Origin of the sequence: Streptomyces sp. Ag109_O5-1 (genome assembly GCF_003814875.1) — a bacterium.
GTDB lineage: Bacteria > Actinomycetota > Actinomycetes > Streptomycetales > Streptomycetaceae > Streptomyces > Streptomyces sasae.
Genome location: NZ_RKQF01000001.1, coordinates 8,076,049 through 8,095,272 on the forward strand (window position 1 = coordinate 8,076,049; position 19,224 = coordinate 8,095,272).

A 19,224-nucleotide genomic window follows, 5' to 3' on the forward strand; every position below is an offset into this window, starting at 1 on the left:
CACCCAAGCCATATCAGTCCACCTCAGCGACCGCCTGCGCGAACTGTGCCTTGTACAGCCGGGCGTACGCCCCGTCCGCGGCCAACAGGTCCGCGTGCGCGCCCTGCTCCACAATGGACCCGTTCTCCATCACCAGGATGGTGTCCGCGTCCCGGATCGTCGACAGGCGGTGGGCGATGACGAACGACGTGCGGCCGTCCGCCAGTTTGGCCATCGCCTTCTGGATCAGGACCTCGGTGCGGGTGTCGACCGAGGACGTCGCCTCGTCGAGGACCAGGATCGTCGGGTCGGACAGGAACGCCCGCGCGATGGTGATGAGCTGCTTCTCACCGGCGCTGACGCCCGTGCCCTCGTCGTCGATCACGGTGTCGTAGCCCTCGGGCAGGGTGCGGACGAACCGGTCCGCGTGGGCCGCCCGCGCCGCCTCCTCGATCTCGCCCCGCGTGACCTCGCGGGAGGCGCCGTACGCGATGTTCTCCGCGATGGTGCCGCCGAACAGCCAGGTGTCCTGGAGCACCATGCCGATCCCGGCGCGGAGTTCGTCCCGGGACATATGGGTGACGTCGACGCCGTCGAGGGTGATCCGGCCGCCGGAGACGTCGTAGAACCGCATCAGCAGGTTCACGAGGGTCGTCTTGCCGGCTCCCGTCGGGCCGACGATCGCGACCGTGTGCCCGGGTTCGACCGTCAGGGACAGGTCCTCGATAAGGGGCTTCTCGGGGTCGTAGCGGAAGGAGACGTGCTCCAGCGCCACCCGGCCGCGCAGCTGCGCGGGGCGCTCGCCCGGCACCGGGTCGGCCTCCTGCTCCTCCGCGTCGAGGAGTTCGAAGATCCGCTCGGCCGACGCGACACCCGACTGCACCAGGTTGGCCATGGAGGCGACCTGGGTCAGCGGCATCGAGAACTGCCGGGAGTACTGGATGAAGGCCTGGACGTCACCGATGGACAGCGCGCCCGACGCGACCCGGAGGCCGCCGACGACCGCCACCAGCACGTAGTTCAGGTTCGACACGAACATCATCAGCGGCTGCATCACACCGCTGTTGAACTGTGCCTTGAACCCGGCCTCGTACAGCGCGTCGTTCTGCTCGGCGAACTGCTGCGCCGACTCCTCCTGGCGGCCGAACACCTTCACCAGGGTGTGCCCGGTGTACATCTCCTCGACGTGGGCGTTGAGCTTGCCGGTGGAGCGCCACTGCTGCACGAAGTGCGGCTGGGAGCGCTTGCCGATGCGGGTGGCGACCAGGAAGGACAGCGGCACCGTCGCCAGGGCGACCAGGGCCAGCAGCCAGGAGACCCAGAACATCACCGCGAGCACACCGATGATGGTCAGCACCGAGTTGATGAGCTGGCCCATCGACTGCTGGAGCGTCTGGCCGATGTTGTCGATGTCGTTGGTGGCGCGGGACAGGACCTCGCCGCGCTGGCGCTTGTCGAAGTAGGACAGGGGGAGCCGGGACAGCTTCGCCTGGACCTCCTCGCGCATCCGGTACATCGTGCGGTTGACGGACCGGTTGACGAGCCGGGTCGCCACCGCCATCAGCAGGCCGGCGACCAGGTACGTACAGAGCGCGATGAGCAGGACGTTGCCGACCTGACCGAAGTCGATGCCCTTGCCGGGCGTGAAGTCGGTGCTCTTGAGCATGTCGGCGACGGTGCCCTGGCCCCGCTCGCGCATGCCCGCCAGCACCTGGTCCTTGGTGGCGCCGGCCGGCATCTGCTTGCCGATGACACCGGCGAAGACCAGGTCGGTGGCCTTGCCGAGGATCTTGGGGCCGATCACGTTGAGGGTGACGCTCGCGACCACGCAGACCAGCAGCACGTAGATCGTGACGCGTTCGGGTTTGAACCGGGCGACCAGCCGTTTGCCCGAGTTCTTGAAGTCCATCGAGCGCTGGTCGGGGCCGCCCCCGGCCATCATGCGTCCCATGGGCCCGGCCATCAGGCAGCCTCCGCTTCCGTCAGCTGGGAGAGCACGATCTCCCGGTAGGTCTCGTTGTCGGCCATGAGTTCACGGTGGCGGCCGGTGCCGACGACCCGTCCCTCGTCGAGGACGACGATCCGGTCGGCGTCCCTGATGGTCGCCACCCGCTGGGCGACGATGACGACGGTCGCCTCGGCCGTCTCCCGGCCGAGCGCGGCGCGCAGGGCCGCGTCGGTCGCGTAGTCGAGGGCGGAGAAGGAGTCGTCGAAGAGGTAGATCTCCGGGCGCTGCACGAGCGTACGGGCGATGGCGAGGCGCTGCCGCTGACCGCCCGAGACGTTCGTACCGCCCTGGGCGATGGGCGCGTTGAGTCCGCCCTCCAGCTTCTCGACGAAGCCCTTGGCCTGCGCCACCTCCAGCGCGTGCCAGAGCTCCCCGTCGGTGGCGTCCGGGTTGCCGTAGCGCAGGTTGGTGGCCACGGTGCCCGCGAACAGGTACGGCTTCTGCGGGACCAGGCCGACCGTCTTCGCGAGCAGCTTCGGGTCGAGCTCCGAGACGCTCTCCCCGTCCACGAGGACCTGACCGTCCGTGGCGTCGAAGAGCCGGGAGACCAGGCCGAGCAGGGTGGACTTGCCGCTGCCGGTCGAGCCGATCACGGCGGTCACCTCGCCGGGCCGGGCGACCAGGTCGACGGCCTTGAGGACCGGCTCCTCGGCACCCGGATAGCAGAAGCCCACGCCGCGGATCTCCAGATGGCCGTGCCGGCGCAGCTCGGTGACCGGGGCGAGCGGCGGGACGACGCTGGACTCGGTGTCCAGGACCTCCTCGATGCGCTCGGCGCAGACCTCCGCGCGCGGCACCATCATGAACATGAAGGTGGCCATCATCACGGACATCACGATCTGCATCAGGTAGGCGAGGAACGCGGTCAGGTCACCGATCGCCATCTGGCCGCTGTCGATGCGATGGGCGCCGAACCAGACCACGGCGATCGACGACACGTTCACCGTCGTCATGACGATCGGGAACATCAGCGCGAGCATGTTGCCGGTGGCCAGCTGCATCTCGGTCAGATCGCCGTTGGCCTTCCCGAACCGGCCCTGCTCGTACTCGTCGCGGACGAAGGCACGGATCACCCGGTTGCCGGTGATCTGCTCGCGCAGCACCCGGTTCACCGTGTCGAGCCGCACCTGCATGGCCCGGAACAGCGGCCGCAGCCGGCGCACGATGAGGGTCACCGAGATACCCAGCACGGGTACGACGGCGACCAGCACCCCGGACAGCGGAACGTCCAGGCCGAGGGCGAGCACGATGCCGCCGACACACATGATGGGCGCCGACGCCATCAGGGTGAACGCCATCAGGACCAGCATCTGGACCTGCTGTACGTCGTTCGTCGTACGGGTGATGAGCGAGGGCGCCCCGAAGTGACCGACCTCACGTGAGGAGAAGGACTGCACCCGGTCGAAGACGGCGGCACGCACATCGCGGCCGAGCGCCGACGCGGTCCTGGCGCCGTAGTACACGGCACCGATGTTGCACACCACCTGAGCGAGCGAGATGCCGATCATCAGGGCGCCGAAGGACAGGATGTAATCCGTGTCACCCTTCACGACGCCGTTGTCGATGATGTGTGCGTTGAGCGTGGGCAGGTAGAGGGTGGCGCAGGTCTGCAGGAACTGCAGCAGCACCAGGATGGAGATGGGTTTCCTGTAGGGCCTGAGATAGGTCCGCAGAAGTCGTATGAGCACGCTACGTCTCTCGGAGTCGGCGGTGGGGGCGGGTTCGCTTGCCCGAACGGGCGGGGTGCTTGCCCTAGGCCCCTATCGTCGAACACTCCACCCGCGTTACCTCAACCGATTTATCCGTCAGCGGATGCATCAAGGCGCCGGGGGCGCACGGTTACGCCCGAAAAGCCCCCGGATGGGTCTGTTCGCGCACCGAGACGTACTGCTGTCGCACCGCCTGCCCTACGGCCAGTTCGTCCCCCGGCTCCAGTACCTGGGCCGCCGGACCCTGCCACATCGGCGGGTTGCGCGGGTCCAGCGTGCCCTGCGACACGCCCAGCGCCCAGGCGGCCTGCCGGGCCGCCCCGATCGCCGCGTAGTCCGCCGGCTGCGGTACGACGACCTGCGCGCCGAACAGCATCGGCGCCGCCGCCTGTACGGCCGGCAGCTCGGCGGCCCCGCCGAGGAGGAAGACCCGCCGTACCTCCACCCCGCGCCCGCGCAGCACGTCCAGCGCGTCGGCGAGCCCGCACAGCATCCCCTCGAAGGAAGCCCGCGCGAGATGCTCGGCCTTCATCGACTCCCGCCGCAGCCCGGCCAGCGTCCCGGCGGTGTGCGGCAGGTTCGGCGTCCGCTCGCCCTCCAGGTAGGGCAGCATGACCAGCCCGTGCGAGCCGGGCGTCGACTTCATCGCCAGGTCGGACAGGCTCTCCAGATCGGGCAGCCCGAGCAGCTCGGAGGTGCCGCGCAGGGTCCGTACGGCGTTGAGCGTGGTGACGACCGGCAGATGCATACCGGTCGCGTCGGCCAGCGAGGTGATCATGCCGGAGCTGTCGGAGAGCGCCTCCGGGTGCACGGCCATGACCGACCCCGAGGCGCCCAGCGACACCACGGCGTCCCCGAACCCGAGCCCCAGCCCGAAGGCGGCGGCCATCGTCTCGCCGGTCCCCGCGGAGATCAGCAGCCCCTCCGGGGTCGTACCGGCCGCGTCGGACGGCCCGATCACCTCGGGCAGCATCACCTGATGCCCCAGGGCGAGTTCGACCAGGTCCGGCCGGTAGCCGCCGGTGGCCGCCGACCAGTACCCGGTCCCGGAGGCACCCCCGCGATCGGTGGTCCTCCTGACCGGCCGCCCCAGCAACTGCCACACCAGCCAGTCATGGGCCTGCAGCAGTACGGCGGTCCGCCGGGCGTTCTCCGGCTCGGTCTTCGCCAGCCAGCGCAGCTTGGTGACCGGATGCCCGGCCTGCGGAACGGTCCCCACCGCCTGCGCCCAGGCCTCGCGCCCCCCGAGCGCGTCGATGAGATCGGCCGCCGCGACCTGGGCACGCTTGTCGCCGCCGACCATCGCCGGGCGGACGGTGTTGCCCTGGGCGTCCAGCGGGACCACCGCGTTCTGCTGCGCGGACACGCCGATGGCCTGCACACCCTCCAGGAGCCCGCCGCCGGCCGCCTCGCCGAGGGAGAGCAGCCAGGCCTGCGGGTCGACGTCACTGGGCCGCGCCGCGCCGTCCGGCGTTTCGACCGGGTGCGGTGCGTATCCCTGGCGGAGCACCGCACCGGTGTCCGCGTCGCAGACCACGATGCGAGTGAAATCGGGTGAGCTGTCCAACCCGGCGACTATCCCCATGCCCGAATTCTGCCGCACACTCCGCTGTGGTTTGGCCGACGGGAGCCGTTCGGGGCAGGGCCGCGTTTCGGGTGCGGGTGCGTCGGGGCTGGTCGCGCCCACACGGCGGAGCCGTAAATCGGTACAGCCCCGCGCCCCTGGGGGGTTGGGGCCGGCCGTGTCGAGAAGTGGACGCTACGTGTTGCTGGTGCCCCAGTCGTCGGCTCCGTCGGCCTGGCTGCGCTCCCGGAGGGAGCGGACCCGGGACGCCACCGAGTCGGGCATACGGTCGCCGACCTTTGCGCTGACCGAGTGGAAGGCCTTGCCGGCGATCTCGCGGCTCTGCTGGGCGGCGGTCTCCGCGGTGTTGCGGACCGCGGGGTTCTGGGCGACCTGGCGGGCGGACTTCTTCAGCTGCTCGTAGCGCTCGCGTCCGGCCCTGGTCCCGAGCACGTAACCCAGAGCGAGCCCGACGACGAACGTGAGCTTGTAGCGCATGACGGCCACCCTTCCCTCGTGGGGAGTCTCGTGGAGGAGTACCGATTGGCGGAGCACCCCCCTGCTTGCGCTAATGTATGTGTCGCAGCGAGCGAGCGCCCCCTGGCGAATACCCAGGTAGGTACGTTCGATGCAACGAGGCATTCCTCCGTAGCTCAATTGGCAGAGCAGCCGGCTGTTAACCGGCAGGTTACTGGTTCGAGTCCAGTCGGGGGAGCTCGGTCCTCCGTAGCTCAATTGGCAGAGCAGCCGGCTGTTAACCGGCAGGTTACTGGTTCGAGTCCAGTCGGGGGAGCATGCTGAACGAGGGCCCCTTGTGGGGTCCTTTTTCATGTCCGCGGGAACCGCTGGGCCTGCGACGATGTCCTCAAGGTCGTGAACGACCGCAGAAGCCGACCATCCGAAGCAGGAGATCGTATGAGCGGCTATGCTGCGGCAGACGGCGCGCACACTTGTACGCGACACGCCGCCATGGGGCGGTAGCTCAGCCGGTTAGAGCAGCGGACTCATAATCCGTCGGCCGTGGGTTCGAGTCCCACCCGCCCCACCTGGACACCCGTTCGAAGAACCGTTGTTACCAGCAGTCGGAGCGCTCCAGCAGGTTTAGACCTGTTGGGGCGCTCCGGCGTTTCGGGGGTCCTGCGTGAGCGATGCGTGAGCGGCCGTGTCGGAAGGCAGTGGACGGCGGGCGCGCGGAACTATGCTCTCGGCGTTCCTGGCCACCTCCTGGTCGACCTGGGGGAGCAGGCTGGTGTACGTGTCGCCCGCCAACTGGATCGACCCGTGCCGCAGCGTCTCCTTGATCGCGTGAAGGTCACCGCCGCCCGCATGGATGAGAGTTGCTGCCACGTGGCGAAGATCACGAAGGTTGATCGGGGGCAGACCGGCCTCCCGGCACAGCCGGCGGAAGACGTCCGACACCTTCTCCGGGTGCAGCCAGCCGCCGTCCTCGTCGACGAACACCTTGCCCGTCTCCTGCCACGGGAGGCCCTTCTCCAGGTACGCCTGACGCTCGGTCTGCTGACGCACGCGGTGATCCGCGAGGACTTGGAGCGTGGCCGGCCCCAGAGCGATCGTCGCCGCGCTGCCCTCCGTCTTCGGATCGCTCTCCACCGGCGTCCACCCGTCCTGAATGATCGTCTTGGCGACCGTCAACTGCGCCTTCGCGAAGTTGATGCCGGACCAGGCCTGGCCTACCGCCTCGCCGCGGCGCAGCCCCCGGAACGCGATCAGGTGGAACAGGGCGTACAAGCGGTCGCCCTCGGCATGGTCGAGGAACTCGCCCACCTGAGGCGGCGTCCACACCATGACTCCTGACGGCTTCTCACCCGTCTCCCGCCACCGCTCGACGTGCTCGGGCGTCCACAGCACCGCCTTCGGCCGCTTGCCCGAGGCGAGCTCGACATGCGCGGCCGGATTGAACGTCAGCAGCTGCTGGGAGATGGCCGAGTTGAGCGCGGACCGCAGGGTCGCCCGGATCCGCTGCTGGGTCGCCGGGCCGGTCACCCGCCGGTACGGGGGGAGCGCGTCCAGCTTCGCCCGCTCCGCCGCCAGCCGGGCCGTCTCCGCGGCCGGCGGCCGTGAGTTCTTCCCCCACTTCGCGCGGGCCTGTTGCTCGCGCCGCCGCTGGTTCTCCGCCTCGATCGTCTCGTTGGCCGTGTCGATGGCGTCGAAGAACTCCACCAGGTGCCCGACGTTCAGGCGGTCGAGGAGGATGTGGCCGATGCCCGGCTTGAGGTACACGCGGATGTGGGAGCTGTAGCCGTTGAGCGTGGACTTCTTCCGCTTCTTCGACTCCCACCACTCATCCAGCCAGTCCCCGACTGTCAGCTTCGACGTGAGCGGCTGGCCGGCGCGGAACCGGCGGCGGGTCTCGGAGAGGTCGGGCAGCGGGGCGTTCTTGTTCTTGCTGACCTGCTCCAGCAGATCGCCGATCTTCGTCTGTGCTTCCTGGTCGTCGCCGGGGGAGAGGTCGAGGAGGGCGCGCACCTTGTCGAGGTCGCCCTGGGCGTCCTTGGCGGTGTCGTAGCCGCTGCGGGAGAACGAGCGTCGGCTCCCGTCCTCGCGCGGCGGCAACTCCTGCCGTACCGCCCACACCCCGTGCCGGCGGCTGGACAGCAGCGGGCACGCTTTGCCCAGCACCTTGCCGCTCTCGTCTCGGCAATAGCAGCGGCGGTACGTCGAACCTTTCACGGAAGCTCCCCTTCTGCACCGCTGGTGTTATTCCACATGCCTGGATCTTCGGCCTTCGTTTCTTCGATCCACCTCTTTAGCTCCTCCGGATTCCGCCAGATCAGATCAAGCCCTCGCCCTGCCTCGCCAACGGCGTCCCACTTATTCTCCATCTCCTGCTGCACTTCCAGGGCCATTTCCGTCAATGCCGCATGCCGGGTGAATTTGATACTGCGGTGCGGGTTCTCCTGCATCATCCGAGCGACGCGGTCATCGAGCTCCTCCGCTGCTCCGTGCCCCCAGAGGCCGTGCGCGAAGACAGCAGCTAGAGCCCAGTTCGTCCCAGTGTCGTCCGGGGGCTCCAGCATGGCCGCGAGCCTGGTGTTGACGTCTAGCTTGTCGGCACGGATGGCCTGGGCGAGTTCGGCCCTTGAAATGCCTGGGTAGAGCCGGTAAAGCACGCGCATCCAGTGGGCCGCATGTGCAGACAGTTGCAATCCGCGTAGGCCTTCCACGGATGAATCGGGAGCGTCCAGACCCGAAGCCTGCATTACTTTGAGCCGAAGGTCGCGGATGAATTCCTGCCCCATCTGAACCCTTGTCAGGTGTTCTCCCTCCAGGGCATTGAGGGAACTCGCGATCTGCTGTCGGGCTTGGCGGATGGCGGGGGTGAGTTCGTCTTCCGGTACTGCGAGCGAGCTGGCAAGTGACTCCAGGCGCTCCATTGCCTCCCTGGTTGTCGAGCGCAGAGCGTCCGCCTCCTTCCCCAGCTGGGCAAACTCCCTGGCAAGCGCCTGGATCTCTTCGTCGGCGGTCGACGTCATCTCGTCCAGAGTCAGCCCGAACATGTCGGCGATGGCTCGTGCCTCGCTCAGCCGAATCACGCGAGGCTTGTCCGCGCTCCGCTGCTCCATCTTGGCGATGGCCGTCGGATGCAGCTTCAGGTCGTGCTCCTCCTGGAGCACGCGGGCGACGTCGACCTGCGTCATACCCCGGTCCTCCCGCTCCTTGCGCAGGCGCCGGCCGAACCGATCCTCAGCGAACATCCACGGACGTTGTTGATTACCCATGGCGGCAAGGTACTACCTCCAGGAGGTTGCGGCCAGAGCGCATTGGGGCGTATACCTTTACGAGCAAGCCCGAACCTCCAGGAGGTAATTATGGGGCGAGAACACGCGTCCCCCCAGGTGAGCGTCACAGAGCCCGCGCACCTCTTTCTGACCACGGAAGAGGTGGCCGCTCGCTACAGGACTTCACCAGCAACCGTTCGGTGGTGGAGGCAGGTCGGGAACTACGGCCCCAAGGGCGTCAAGATCGGCCGTCGAGTCCTCTACTCCCTTGCCAACTGCGAGGAGTTCGAGCGGCAGGCCGCCGAGATCCAGGCGTCGGCGTGACCGCGCCAGCCCTCACGATCGCCGAGATCCTCGACCTGCCCGCCGTCGTCCCCCTGTGGCCGACCGTCGGCCGGGCCCTGGCCCTCTCGGAAAGCACCACGTATCAGCTGGCAGCCGAGAACAGGCTGCCCATCGAGGTCATCCGCCTCGGGCGACGCCGCGTATGCAGGCTCGTCGACCTTCATCGCTTCCTCGGGCTCGTCCCGAAGGAGACCGGCGCCGGTCCCGCGTGCGAGGCGGGATCGACGACCGGAAACGACGAAGGAGCCGCGTGCGAGGCGGCTCCTCCAGTCGAGCAATCCAGTCCCACGGCTAAGTAGGAAACGAGACGCTCATGGCTACAACCGTACAGCCTGCAAGAACGGCCGCAACGTCCGGTGGGGTTCAGGTCCCCACCGTCCGCCCGGCCGAGCAGTCCATCCGCACCAACTTCCTCGTCCTGGTCATGAACGACCTGGACACCGGCCAGCCCACACTGTGCTCGGCCACCGACCCGCACGAGTCCGTCGACGAGGTCGACGCCGCGCGAGTGATGGAGCAGGCCGCCGAGGCACACAAGAAGATCGACGAGGGCGTGCAGCTCGCCCTCGCCTTCGAGGGTCAGCAGCGGCGGGCCCGCTCGATCAAGAACGAGGATGGCGCCCTCAACGAGGTGGGCAGGCAGCTGCTCGCCGAGATCGCCGACCGCCTCACCGATCTGTTCGCGGGCGCCGAGGACCCGCTCGCCGCACTCCGCGAGTGGCACGCGGGCATGCAGAAGTACGCCAACGCTCCGCAGGACGAGCACTACCCCTGGTGCCAGGCGGGGGCGTGTCTCACGCTCTGCGGTGACGACGGCGTCTACATCGAGCACCAGGGGCCTCGGGTTGCCCTGCCCGCGCCCGACGGCGTCGACTCGGTCCGGGGCAACCTCGTCGATGCTCGCCTCGCGGCCAGCACCGAGGACGGCACCCCTGCCACGGTCGTCTCCCTAACGGGGGCGGACGGCAACGGCACGATCGTCCAGGGCAAGGATCTCGACAAGCTCATCTCCGACACCGCGCTCTTCCTCCACCAGCTGCGCCTGATGCGCACGCAGGTCACGGAGGTGCAGTCGTGACCGTTCTGACGCAGGCGACGGCGGCCGGTATCCCCGGCCGCCTGGCCCCCTACCGCTTCACCCACCGCGTCGACACGGTGTCCCTCTACCTGCTGGAGACCGCCGGCTACGCGGCCCGCTTCGACGGGCTCACCGGCGACAGCCTCCGCCAGTTGGAGACTGCCCAGGACCCGGAAGCAGTACAGAACCACGCCGAGTCTCTGTACGGCACGCTGGAGTCCTGGAAGAAGGCAATCGACCGGTTCGACACCACGGTCACCAGCGCCGACTTCGACCGCATCCGCCACCTGCCGGACACCGACCCGCGCCGCGTCGGCTATCTCACGGCGAACACCGCCATCGACCGGTGGCTCGCCTGCCGCGAGCAGCTGCACGCCGCGTTCCTCGACTGGGCCCTCGACCTCACCGGCACCGTCGAGGTGCCCGAGCCGCCCGGACCCGAGCCGGTCATCCCCGACGAGGGGCACCGCGTCCCGGACTGCACCGGCTACTGCGTCGAGGACGACGTCTGCGCGGTCGAGGTGGGCGACCTCGGAACAGACGACGGCGGGCACCTGGTCGTCGAGGTCTACGCCGAACCCGGCGAACCGGTGAAGGCGGTGCTCTTCACCTACGACCTCAGCTCCGACGCGACCCTGCTGCGCACCTCCGACCCGGCCGAGGTCCGCCGGAAGGCCGACGAGCTGTACCGGTTCGCCGGACAGGTGGACCGCGCCGCCCACGTCCTCGACCAGCTGCAGAAGCGGGAGGCGAAGTGATCCTCTCCATCCACACCCCGTTCGCTGAAAGGGTCGTTGCCAAACACGACGCCCTCCTGCTCAACGAGGGGCCTGAAGAACAGACCGCCCGGGTCGTCGCTGCCCTGGAACGCATCGGCGCCGTCACCACGTTCGGGCCGACACGGGCCGGGCGAGTTGTCGACCTCGCGGGATTCGGCGAGGCGCCCATCGTGTACATCACGAAGGACGACGACTACCTGCTTCTCTCCGACGTCGCCGAAGCCTTGGGCTGGCCGCTCCACAAGGCTCACGCCTGGGCGCAGCAGCAGCACAGCTGGGCAATCGAGGACCAGCGCAACCATGACGAGGAGCGCGGCGACGGCCGGCTCGGCTGGGAATGCCTCCTCGGCTACATCGACCTGCGTCTCGACCTCAGCGAGGACGACCCCGAGGCCAAGCCCGACGCGAACGGCCAGAAGTGGTCGCACTCCGGCGACTGGCTGGTCAGCCAGGACCGGCTCCCCGCCCTCCTGTGCAGCTCCCCGTGGGGCAAGGAGTTCCTCGACAACGTCGGCGACCACATGGGCCTGATGTTCCAGAAGGTCTTCGGCGACAAGCTCAAGAACAGCCCCACCGTGCACGCGGACGGCACCCCGACCGGTCACAGCGCCTGGGACATGTTCTCCAGCGACCTCACCGAAGAAGAGGCGCTCCGCAAAGCCCGCCGTGGCCCCGCCCTCGACGAAGCGGACGGCACCGGCTGACAGGCCGCCGGGGGCGGGTCAATCCCCCCGACCCGCCCCCGGCTTCACGGACCACCACCAGATCCAGCACAAGGGATACGTTCGTGAACAACCCTGTCGAGCAGCTGGCCGCGGACTCGGGCATCGTCCGCGCCTGGCTCTCCCCCCGCTTTGACGCCGCCGGCCTCGTGTCCGTCTGCTGCAAGGGCAACTGGACCGGTATCCAGACCGACGACCTGAACCACGCCGTCGCCTGGATCCTCGACCAGGACCGCGCCGGAGTCGAAGGAATCTACTGCCGCGTCACCACGGTCAACAGCCGGTTCCCGCTGGGCACTCGCGGCAGCGCACGGGACTCCGTGGCCATGTTCGGCCTGTGGTCGGACATCGACTTCGGTAACTCCCTGCACAAGGCCGAAAACCTCCCGGCCTCAGCCGACGAGGCCCGGGACATCCCCCGCTTCGGCGGCCTCCCGGAAGCAACCCGAGAGGAACACTCAGGTGGCGGCCTCTACCACTGGCACGAGTTCGACCGACCGGTGGTCATCGGTAAGGACATCACCTTCGACGAGGCGGTCGAGGTCTCGTCGGCCTGGCAGTCCATCTACCTCAGCGGCGCGAAGAGGATGGGCGTCGGCTACGGCACTGGCGTGAAGGACCTCGCCCGCGTACTTCGGGTACCAGGAACGATCAACCGGAAGCCCGGCCGTCCGCAGGCGATGTGCCGTGTCGTCCGCGACGGGGGACCGCGCTACAGCCTTGAGCAGATCCTCGAACTCGCCGCGCGCCTCGCGCCCAAGCCCACGAAGCGCACGCCGCCTCCCGTAACGGCGCGGCCAGAGCGGCCGAAGGGCACCCAGACGTGGGGCGGGCGCGGCCCGATGGAGATCCTCGGCGATCACGCTTGCTGCGGGGAGATCCTGGAATACGTCGGCGCCACCTACGCCGAGCAGTACCCCGGAAGCTGCTCGTACTGCGGGAGCGCTTGCCAGCGCTGGTACCGACCCGGCTGGGCGGACGGCTGCTCACGGGACGGTGTCGCCGTCCACAAGGGCGGGGCCGCGGTCACCATCCGCACCGACAACTTCCCGGGCGTCACACCCTCCGCAGTCGGCCACGTCCTCTCCCCGGGCCAGCTGTTCGCCGCGCTGCACCACGGCGGCAACGAGTCCGAAGCCTCCCGCGACATCATCCGCGCCGCGCACGGCCGCGCCGAGGCCAGCAGTGCCGCGCAGGCCCTCCCGGTCGCCGTACTCGACGACGTCCGGCAAGCCACCGCAGGCGATGCCAGCAAAGGCCAGCAACACCCAGGGCGGGCAGGTCAGACCCGCACCTACGTGCACCCGGCGAGGCGGCTGAGAGCGCTGGTTACGAAAGTTGCCGGGGCGGACGGGGCGGACACTGCCGGGCTCCTCCAATGGGCCGCACGGAACGGGTTCGAGGCCGGCCGAGAGGCCAACGTCGCACCGAAGGCCGTCGCTGACGCCTTCCGTAAGGCGGCCGTCCGCGCCGGGCTCGACAACGAGCTGGCCATGACCATCATCCGCGCCTCGTACCGGGAGGCCGGTAAGTGACCATCAACGACTCGACAGCCGCCGAAGACCTGCCGGACGACGAGGAAAACGAGCCGCCGGACGACTACAGGGACCTCGCCGCCACCATCGCCCTGTTCAGCGGCATGGACAACGAAGAGGACCGGCAGAACCTCATCTACAGCATCGTCCGGTGGGCGATCCCGCACGGCGACATCAAGATCCGCGCCTACAAGAACGCGCTCATCGCCGCGAAAGTCGTGAAGCCGGGCGACTTCAACGACGCGCTCAGAGAGGCTCGCACGGCTCTCTCCGCACAGGCGCGGGCAGCAGCCGACGACCTGCTGGGCGGGCTTCCCGAGGCGCCCCCTGCGCCCTACTACACCGACGACGGCGGCCTGTACGTCAACAGCCACTTCGGCCCTCTCCATCTGGCGAACTTCGTTCCCACGATCACCGAGGAAGTCACTCGGCACACCGGAGCCGAGACCCAGAAGCTGTTCACCTTGAACGTCACCAGCAGCATCAACGGCGCCCAAGGGACCGTGCAGGTCACCAAGGCCGGCTTGAAGAGTGCACGTGACTGGGCTTACGACGCGATCGGGGGCCGGGGCATCATCTACCCCTGCTCCCGGGACGAGGCGCACGTCGTCGCTGCCGCGCAGTTCCTCAGCCTCGGGATGGTGGAGGAACGCACCACCTACGCGTTCACCGGCTGGACCGAGATCGACGGACGGCGCGTGTTCCTCACCCACACCGGGGCCCTCGGCGCGGACGGCATGGATGAGGCCACCGCCGTCGACCTGGGCACCGAGAAGCTCAACCGGTACGCGCTCCCGGCCCCGGACAAGCGCCAGAGCGTCGACGCGGTCAGGGCGTCGCTGGCTCTGCTCGATCTGGGCCCTGACAAGGTGATGGCGCCTCAGCTGTGCGCCACCTACCGGGCTCCGCTGCCGCTCCAGCCCGAAACCACGCTGTGGACGTTCGGCGGAACGGGCGCGTTCAAGAGTCACATCGCCGCCCTGTTCGCTCAGCACTTCGGCCCCGAGCTGACCGTCCGCGGTTTCCCCACCGGCTGGCAGTCGACCGCGAACGCCATGGAGGGCATCGCCTTCCAGCTCGCGAACGTCGTGATGGTCGTCGACGACTACGTCCCGCAGGCTGCCGCGACCAAGACCGATCTGGCCAAGCTGAACGAGAAGGTCGAGAGGCTCGTGCGCGGCGCAGCAAACAGCGCCGGCCGTTCCAGGATGCGCGTCGACGGCACTGTGCGCCCGGAGTTGTACCCGCGCGCCCAAGTGGTGTGCACCGGGGAGGACGTCCCTCCCGGCCAGTCCCTCCAGGCCCGCACGAACCTCGTCGAGATCGTCAAGGACGACGTGACCAGCGACCGCCTCACGCCCGCACAGAGGACCGCCGACGAAGGCGTATACGCGCAGGCCATGTCCGGGTACGTGCAGTGGCTCGCCGAGCAGTACGAGACCGCCGAAGACTGGCCGTCCCAGCTGAAAGCCGAGTTGGCCGAGGGGCGCGACGCGGTCGCCAAGGACGTGACTGGACACTCCCGGGCCCCGGAGGCCGTCGCCGGCCTGCTGCTCGGGTTGCGCTGGTTCCTGCGGTACGCCCGGCAGATCGGCGCCATCACCCAGGAGGAGTGGGCGGCGGTCTACCAGCGGTGCCGTACCGCGCTGCTCGACGGCTCGGCGGTCCAGTCCGCAGAGACGAAGTCGCTGTCTGCAGAGGCGATCTACCTGAAGGCCATCCGCACGGCGCTCACGTCCGGCCGCGCCTACCTCGCCGATCTGAACTCCGACGGCGTCCCTCCGCAGACGGAGGCGACGCACTGGGGCTGGGCGCGGGACGACATGGACCGCCTGTCCGCGCGCGGCGAAAAGATCGGCTGGGTGTCCGGGACGGATCTCTACCTGGACCCGGGCGCGGCATACACCGCGGCCGTCGCCCAGGCCGACCGGATGCGCACTCCGCTGCAGACGAGCCCGACGCGAGTCCACAAGGCGCTCCTGGCCGCCGAGTTGCTGCCCTCGGCAGACCCGGGCCACCTGACGACGAGGGTGAGCGCAGGGGGCGCGCGGCAGCGCGTGCTGCACCTGAAGGTGGAGGCGCTGACCCGATGGATCTGAACACGTGGACCGATTCCGGGTTGGCTGGACCGCTTTTTCCGGTCCACTGGACCGGTTCTGAAAACGGATCGGTCCAGGGCAAAACACGGGCTGAGCTGGGACTTCTTTCTATCTCTCTATCTACTGGACCGATTGGACCGATTTCTCTACCTAGACACACGCGATTGGGGCGACACCCTTGCGCGACAGTCCAGGGAGAGCGCGTGAAGGTCTCTCACCGAGATCTCCGCCCTATGTCTCCGAAAAACCGGGCCAATCGGTCCACCCCGCGCCCTGGCGAACGAAACGCGCAGCTCAGGGCCCATTCGTGCCTGGACCGATCCGCTTTTCAAGGCGGTCCAGTGGCCCGAAAAAGCGGTCCCAAGACCGGTCCAGGCCCCTGCGAACCCCACGACTTTGCGAACCGAGGTGACCGTGATGTCCGAACTGCCTGAGACGTTCAAGCCCCGCCCGTACCAGACCGAGGCGATCAACGCCCTCACCACCGGCTGGGCAACGAGCGCCAACAACCGGCTCGCCGTGGTCCTTCCGACCGGAGCTGGGAAGACCGTCGTCTTCTCCAACCTCATCCTCGATCAGCTTGTTGTCCTCACGGCCCGCGGCGAGCGCGCCCTGGTCATTTCCCATCGCGAGGAACTCCTCACCCAGGCCGCCGACAAGATCAAGGCCGTCGCCCCCGCGCTCCGTGTCGGCATCGTCAAGGCCGAACGCGACGAGCACCAGGACGTCGACGTCGTTGTGGCCAGCATCCAGACCCTCGCGGTCGAACGCCGCCGACGGGCCATCACCGGCATCGGCCTGGTCATCGTCGACGAGTGCCACCATGCCGCCGCCCGCTCGTACATGACGGTGCTGGAGCACTTCGGTGCCTGGCGCGGAATCCCGGTGGCCGGGTTCACCGCGACCATGACCCGACAGGACGGCGGACTCGCCGACGTCTGGGAAGAGGTCGTGTTCACCCTCGACATCCTGGAGATGATCGAGGACGGTTACCTGTGCGACGTCCGCGGCAAGCGCGTCACCGTACCCGGCCTCGACCTGGACTCGGTACGAACCCGGAACGGCGACCTGCAGGAAGGCCAGCTCGGTCACGCCCTGGACGACTCCGGCGCCGCCGAGGTCGTCGCCGAGGCCTACCGGCTGCATGCGACCGACCGGCCCGGCGTCGTCTTCACGCCGACGGTGGAGACCGCGAAGTCCATGGCCGACGCCTTCACCGCCGCCGGCATCACGGCCGCGGCCGTCTGGGGCGACATGTCCCGCGACGACCGCGCCGCCGCGCTACAGAAGTACCGCGCGGGTGACGTACAGGTCCTGACGAACTGCATGGTCCTTACGGAAGGCTTCGACGCGCCGTGGACGTCGTGCGCGGTCATCGCCCGCCCGACCAAGTCCCCGGGCCTGTACTGCCAGATGGTCGGCCGCGCCCTGCGACTGTCCCCGGAGACCGGCAAGAAGGACGCCCTGGTCCTGGACGTCATGGGCGCCTCCACCCAGCACAAGCTCGCGTCGATAGTCGACCTCACCGGCCGCGACGTGGTCATGCAGGACGAGGAACAGACACTTCGCGAGGCCGTGCGGGAGGCGGAGGAGAAGAAGAAGCGGCACCTGGATCTCTCCCGGATTCAGGTGGAGGAGATCGACCTGTTCCACGGGTCCTCGACGCGCTGGCTGAAGACGGCATCCGGAGTGTGGTTCATCCCAGTCGCGGACGCCACCTTCGTCTTCCTGGTCCGTAACCCGGTCGACCGGACCTACTGGCTGCGCCGGTTCGACCTGACCAACGGCATCGTCGGCCCGAAGAACGACGTGCCCTTGCCGCTGGCACCCGCGAAGGCCTGGCTGGAGCAGCAGGCCCGCGCCATGGGCAGCCGGTGGCTTGCCACCCGCGCCGCCACCTGGCGGGACCGGCCGGCCAGCGTGAAGCAGCTCAACTACTGCCGGGTCAAAGGCATCCGCGTACCGCCCGGTAGCAGTGCCGGCGAGGTGTCGGACCTTGCCGCCATCCACGAGTTCACGACGATCCTCGACCGGCTCGGCGCCAAGGCCGCGGCGTGAAGGGAAGCACTATGCAGAACGAATCCGACGACGTCATCACCGAGGTGACCGAGGCCGAGTTCCACGCCGCGGTCCGCACCTCCCTCGCCCGGCTCGGCCTCACCTACGCCGAGCTCGAAGACCAAGCCCGCCGCCGCGACTTCGCCAGCGCCCAAGCCCACAGCCTGTGGGTGTCCATCGGCGGCGCCGTCCGCCCCGAACTGCTCCCTGAGCAGGCGGCAGCCGTTGCTCAGAAAGCAACGGTTCCCAAGGTGATCGGCCTCGACGTCAGCCTCACCTGCACCGGAGTCGCAGGCGAAGGCTGGACGGACACCATCCGCCCCCGCACCGGCGTGCGAGGCCACCCTCGGCTCGCCTGGATCATCGAGCGGGTCACCGAGCACATCACCGGCGCCGACCTGGTGGTGATCGAAGGCCCGTCGTTCGGCGGTGGCGTAGCCCACCGGCACGAAGACCTCGCCGGGCTCCGCGTCATGGTCCGGCACGCCTGCTGGCGGCGCAGCATCCCCTACGCGGTCGTACCGCCGTCCTGCCGAGCCCTGTACGCCACCGGGAAGGGCTCCGGCCCCAAGGGCGCCGTCCGCGACGCGGTACGCACCCGTTACGGCGTCGACTGTGACGGGCCCGGCCGCTACGACCAGGCCGACGCCTACACCCTCCTCGCGATGGGCCTGCACCACCTCGGCTGGCCCCTCGCTGTCATCCCCGACACCAACCGCCGCGGCCTCGACGGCTGCCAGTGGCCCACCACGGAAGGACTCGCCGCATGAGCGACCACGACATCCAACTGCTCGCCATCGGCATCGCCGCGGGCATGGATCTGATGCTGCTCATCCAGATCGGCTTCGGTCTCCTCGACGACCGCCGCGACCGGAGGGCCATCCGTGCCGCCGAGGCTGAGCTCGAAGCCGGACGCGAGAGGGCCGAGGCATGACCGCGTCCTGCGGCCTGTGTGAACGGGAGATCCCGGACGGCTACCTGTGCCCGGCCGATGCCCGCGCCTTGGGTGAACGCCTCGAGCGCCTCCCGGTCGCGTACAAGGCCTTGGGCGCGTTCCTTGCCCCTGCAGGCCACGGCGGCGGAGAACGCGTCTCCAGCGGGCCCGCGGGCTCCGTGCTGCCCGTAAACGAGGCGGTCCTGGACCTGCGGTACGGGGGCATAGCCCTGGTGGTCGAGGGGTGGCTGTCCGCCGTCCAGGAGGCCAGGGGTTGGGGCGAGCCCGCGATCAGGGGCAGCATCGAGGACCGCGTCAAGCGCGCGGCCCGCTCTCTGTACGCCAACTTGGAGTGGGTGGCCGCCTCGTATCCGGCGGCCGGCGACCTCGCGGCCGAGATCCGGGAGATGGAGCGGGCCGCTCTGTCGATCGTCGGCGCGCTCCCGGAGCGCGGCCGGCGCATCGGGCAGTGCGTGTCCATCGACACCTCGGGGGTGGTGTGTGGCGCGGTGATCCGCCAGCTGCCGCACCAGACCCGGCTGGTGTGCGACTGGTGCCGCTGCGTCTACAGCACCCCGCAGGATTGGGCGCTGCTCGCCCACTACCAGCCTGGAGCGACGCCATGTCAGCAACCCCGTTGACAAGCGTAAGCAGCCCCGCTTACAGTTGTCTGG

17 protein-coding genes and 3 tRNA genes are annotated in these 19,224 nt (G+C 68.8%); 14 read left to right on the forward strand and 6 right to left on the reverse strand.

Features of this window, described 5'->3' with window-relative positions:
* Nucleotides 1–13: 13 nt before the first annotated feature.
* The 4 genes from EDD90_RS36665 to EDD90_RS36680 all read right to left on the reverse strand — a co-directional run bounded on the left by EDD90_RS36665 (nt 14) and on the right by EDD90_RS36680 (nt 5,758).
* Entirely contained in the window at nt 14–1,942 is a 1,929-nt protein-coding gene (locus EDD90_RS36665; protein ID WP_123977152.1) for an ABC transporter ATP-binding protein, read from the reverse strand.
* Nucleotides 1,942–3,675 (reverse strand): ABC transporter ATP-binding protein, encoded by a 1,734-nt coding sequence (locus EDD90_RS36670; protein WP_123977154.1) that lies wholly within the window; start codon nt 3,673–3,675, stop codon nt 1,942–1,944. Before EDD90_RS36670 ends, EDD90_RS36665 begins: the two co-directional genes overlap by 1 nt.
* Nucleotides 3,676–3,826: 151 nt before the next feature.
* A complete protein-coding gene (locus EDD90_RS36675; RefSeq protein WP_123977156.1) occupies nt 3,827–5,281 on the reverse strand; it encodes an FGGY-family carbohydrate kinase in 1,455 nt (484 codons plus the stop codon).
* 174 nt (nt 5,282–5,455) lie between these two features.
* A complete protein-coding gene (locus EDD90_RS36680; protein WP_123977158.1) occupies nt 5,456–5,758 on the reverse strand; it encodes a YtxH domain-containing protein in 303 nt (100 codons plus the stop codon).
* Nucleotides 5,759–5,902: 144 nt separating this feature from the next.
* Between EDD90_RS36680 and EDD90_RS36685 the strand changes: the two genes are divergently transcribed.
* The 3 genes from EDD90_RS36685 to EDD90_RS36695 all read left to right on the forward strand — a co-directional run bounded on the left by EDD90_RS36685 (nt 5,903) and on the right by EDD90_RS36695 (nt 6,305).
* Nucleotides 5,903–5,975, forward strand: a tRNA-Asn gene (locus EDD90_RS36685).
* A 5-nt stretch (nt 5,976–5,980) separates the two neighbouring features.
* Nucleotides 5,981–6,053 (forward strand) — tRNA-Asn (locus EDD90_RS36690).
* Nucleotides 6,054–6,231: 178 nt separating this feature from the next.
* Nucleotides 6,232–6,305: transfer RNA gene (locus EDD90_RS36695), tRNA-Ile, on the forward strand.
* Between the two features lie 56 nt (nt 6,306–6,361).
* On the opposite strand, the gene xerC is transcribed toward EDD90_RS36695, so the two are convergent.
* The gene (gene xerC / locus EDD90_RS36700) at nt 6,362–7,951 is read right to left on the reverse strand and encodes a tyrosine recombinase XerC (protein ID WP_123977160.1); all 1,590 of its coding nucleotides are present in this window, start codon (nt 7,949–7,951) and stop codon (nt 6,362–6,364) included.
* Nucleotides 7,948–9,000 (reverse strand): helix-turn-helix domain-containing protein, encoded by a 1,053-nt coding sequence (locus EDD90_RS36705; protein WP_123977162.1) that lies wholly within the window; start codon nt 8,998–9,000, stop codon nt 7,948–7,950. The genes xerC and EDD90_RS36705 overlap by 4 nt, the downstream gene beginning before the upstream one ends.
* A gap of 90 nt (nt 9,001–9,090) precedes the next feature.
* Between EDD90_RS36705 and EDD90_RS36710 the strand changes: the two genes are divergently transcribed.
* The 11 genes from EDD90_RS36710 (at nt 9,091) to EDD90_RS36760 (ending at nt 19,191) form a co-directional block, all read left to right on the forward strand.
* A complete protein-coding gene (locus tag EDD90_RS36710; RefSeq protein WP_123977164.1) occupies nt 9,091–9,324 on the forward strand; it encodes an AlpA family transcriptional regulator in 234 nt (77 codons plus the stop codon).
* Nucleotides 9,321–9,644 (forward strand): helix-turn-helix domain-containing protein, encoded by a 324-nt coding sequence (locus EDD90_RS57790; protein ID WP_260328358.1) that lies wholly within the window; start codon nt 9,321–9,323, stop codon nt 9,642–9,644. Before EDD90_RS36710 ends, EDD90_RS57790 begins: the two co-directional genes overlap by 4 nt.
* A 14-nt stretch (nt 9,645–9,658) precedes the next feature.
* Nucleotides 9,659–10,423, forward strand: a complete 765-nt coding sequence (locus EDD90_RS36720) for a hypothetical protein (protein ID WP_123977166.1) — start codon at nt 9,659–9,661, stop codon at nt 10,421–10,423.
* Entirely contained in the window at nt 10,420–11,181 is a 762-nt protein-coding gene (locus tag EDD90_RS36725) for a hypothetical protein (protein ID WP_123977168.1), read from the forward strand. Before EDD90_RS36720 ends, EDD90_RS36725 begins: the two co-directional genes overlap by 4 nt.
* Entirely contained in the window at nt 11,178–11,906 is a 729-nt protein-coding gene (locus tag EDD90_RS36730; protein ID WP_123977170.1) for a hypothetical protein, read from the forward strand. Before EDD90_RS36725 ends, EDD90_RS36730 begins: the two co-directional genes overlap by 4 nt.
* A gap of 83 nt (nt 11,907–11,989) precedes the next feature.
* Nucleotides 11,990–13,459, forward strand: a complete 1,470-nt coding sequence (locus EDD90_RS36735) for a hypothetical protein (RefSeq protein WP_123977172.1) — start codon at nt 11,990–11,992, stop codon at nt 13,457–13,459.
* The gene (locus EDD90_RS36740) at nt 13,456–15,558 is read left to right on the forward strand and encodes a hypothetical protein (RefSeq protein WP_123977174.1); all 2,103 of its coding nucleotides are present in this window, start codon (nt 13,456–13,458) and stop codon (nt 15,556–15,558) included. Before EDD90_RS36735 ends, EDD90_RS36740 begins: the two co-directional genes overlap by 4 nt.
* Before the next feature lie 417 nt (nt 15,559–15,975).
* Nucleotides 15,976–17,616 (forward strand): DEAD/DEAH box helicase, encoded by a 1,641-nt coding sequence (locus EDD90_RS36745; RefSeq protein ID WP_260328359.1) that lies wholly within the window; start codon nt 15,976–15,978, stop codon nt 17,614–17,616.
* A gap of 11 nt (nt 17,617–17,627) precedes the next feature.
* The gene (locus EDD90_RS36755) at nt 17,628–18,386 is read left to right on the forward strand and encodes a hypothetical protein (RefSeq protein ID WP_260328360.1); all 759 of its coding nucleotides are present in this window, start codon (nt 17,628–17,630) and stop codon (nt 18,384–18,386) included.
* Nucleotides 18,383–18,550 carry a hypothetical protein gene (locus EDD90_RS55835; protein WP_185149360.1) on the forward strand — a complete coding sequence of 56 codons (168 nt, stop codon included), beginning with the start codon at nt 18,383–18,385 and terminating at the stop codon, nt 18,548–18,550. The genes EDD90_RS36755 and EDD90_RS55835 overlap by 4 nt, the downstream gene beginning before the upstream one ends.
* Nucleotides 18,547–19,191 (forward strand): hypothetical protein, encoded by a 645-nt coding sequence (locus tag EDD90_RS36760; RefSeq protein WP_123977178.1) that lies wholly within the window; start codon nt 18,547–18,549, stop codon nt 19,189–19,191. The genes EDD90_RS55835 and EDD90_RS36760 overlap by 4 nt, the downstream gene beginning before the upstream one ends.
* Nucleotides 19,192–19,224: the final 33 nt, after the last annotated feature.

Bases quoted from the DNA above. Each gene is read 5' to 3' on its own strand.
- EDD90_RS36705 (WP_123977162.1), bottom strand. From the start codon at position 9,000: ATGGGTAATCAACAACGTCCGTGGATGTTCGCTGAGGATCGGTTCGGC.
- EDD90_RS36760 (WP_123977178.1), top strand. From the start codon at position 18,547: ATGACCGCGTCCTGCGGCCTGTGTGAACGGGAGATCCCGGACGGCTAC.
- EDD90_RS36710 (WP_123977164.1), top strand. From the start codon at position 9,091: ATGGGGCGAGAACACGCGTCCCCCCAGGTGAGCGTCACAGAGCCCGCG.
- EDD90_RS55835 (WP_185149360.1), top strand. From the start codon at position 18,383: ATGAGCGACCACGACATCCAACTGCTCGCCATCGGCATCGCCGCGGGC.
- EDD90_RS36675 (WP_123977156.1), bottom strand. From the start codon at position 5,281: ATGGGGATAGTCGCCGGGTTGGACAGCTCACCCGATTTCACTCGCATC.
- EDD90_RS36745 (WP_260328359.1), top strand. From the start codon at position 15,976: ATGTCCGAACTGCCTGAGACGTTCAAGCCCCGCCCGTACCAGACCGAG.
- EDD90_RS36755 (WP_260328360.1), top strand. From the start codon at position 17,628: ATGCAGAACGAATCCGACGACGTCATCACCGAGGTGACCGAGGCCGAG.
- EDD90_RS36720 (WP_123977166.1), top strand. From the start codon at position 9,659: ATGGCTACAACCGTACAGCCTGCAAGAACGGCCGCAACGTCCGGTGGG.
- EDD90_RS36680 (WP_123977158.1), bottom strand. From the start codon at position 5,758: ATGCGCTACAAGCTCACGTTCGTCGTCGGGCTCGCTCTGGGTTACGTG.
- EDD90_RS36665 (WP_123977152.1), bottom strand. From the start codon at position 1,942: ATGGCCGGGCCCATGGGACGCATGATGGCCGGGGGCGGCCCCGACCAG.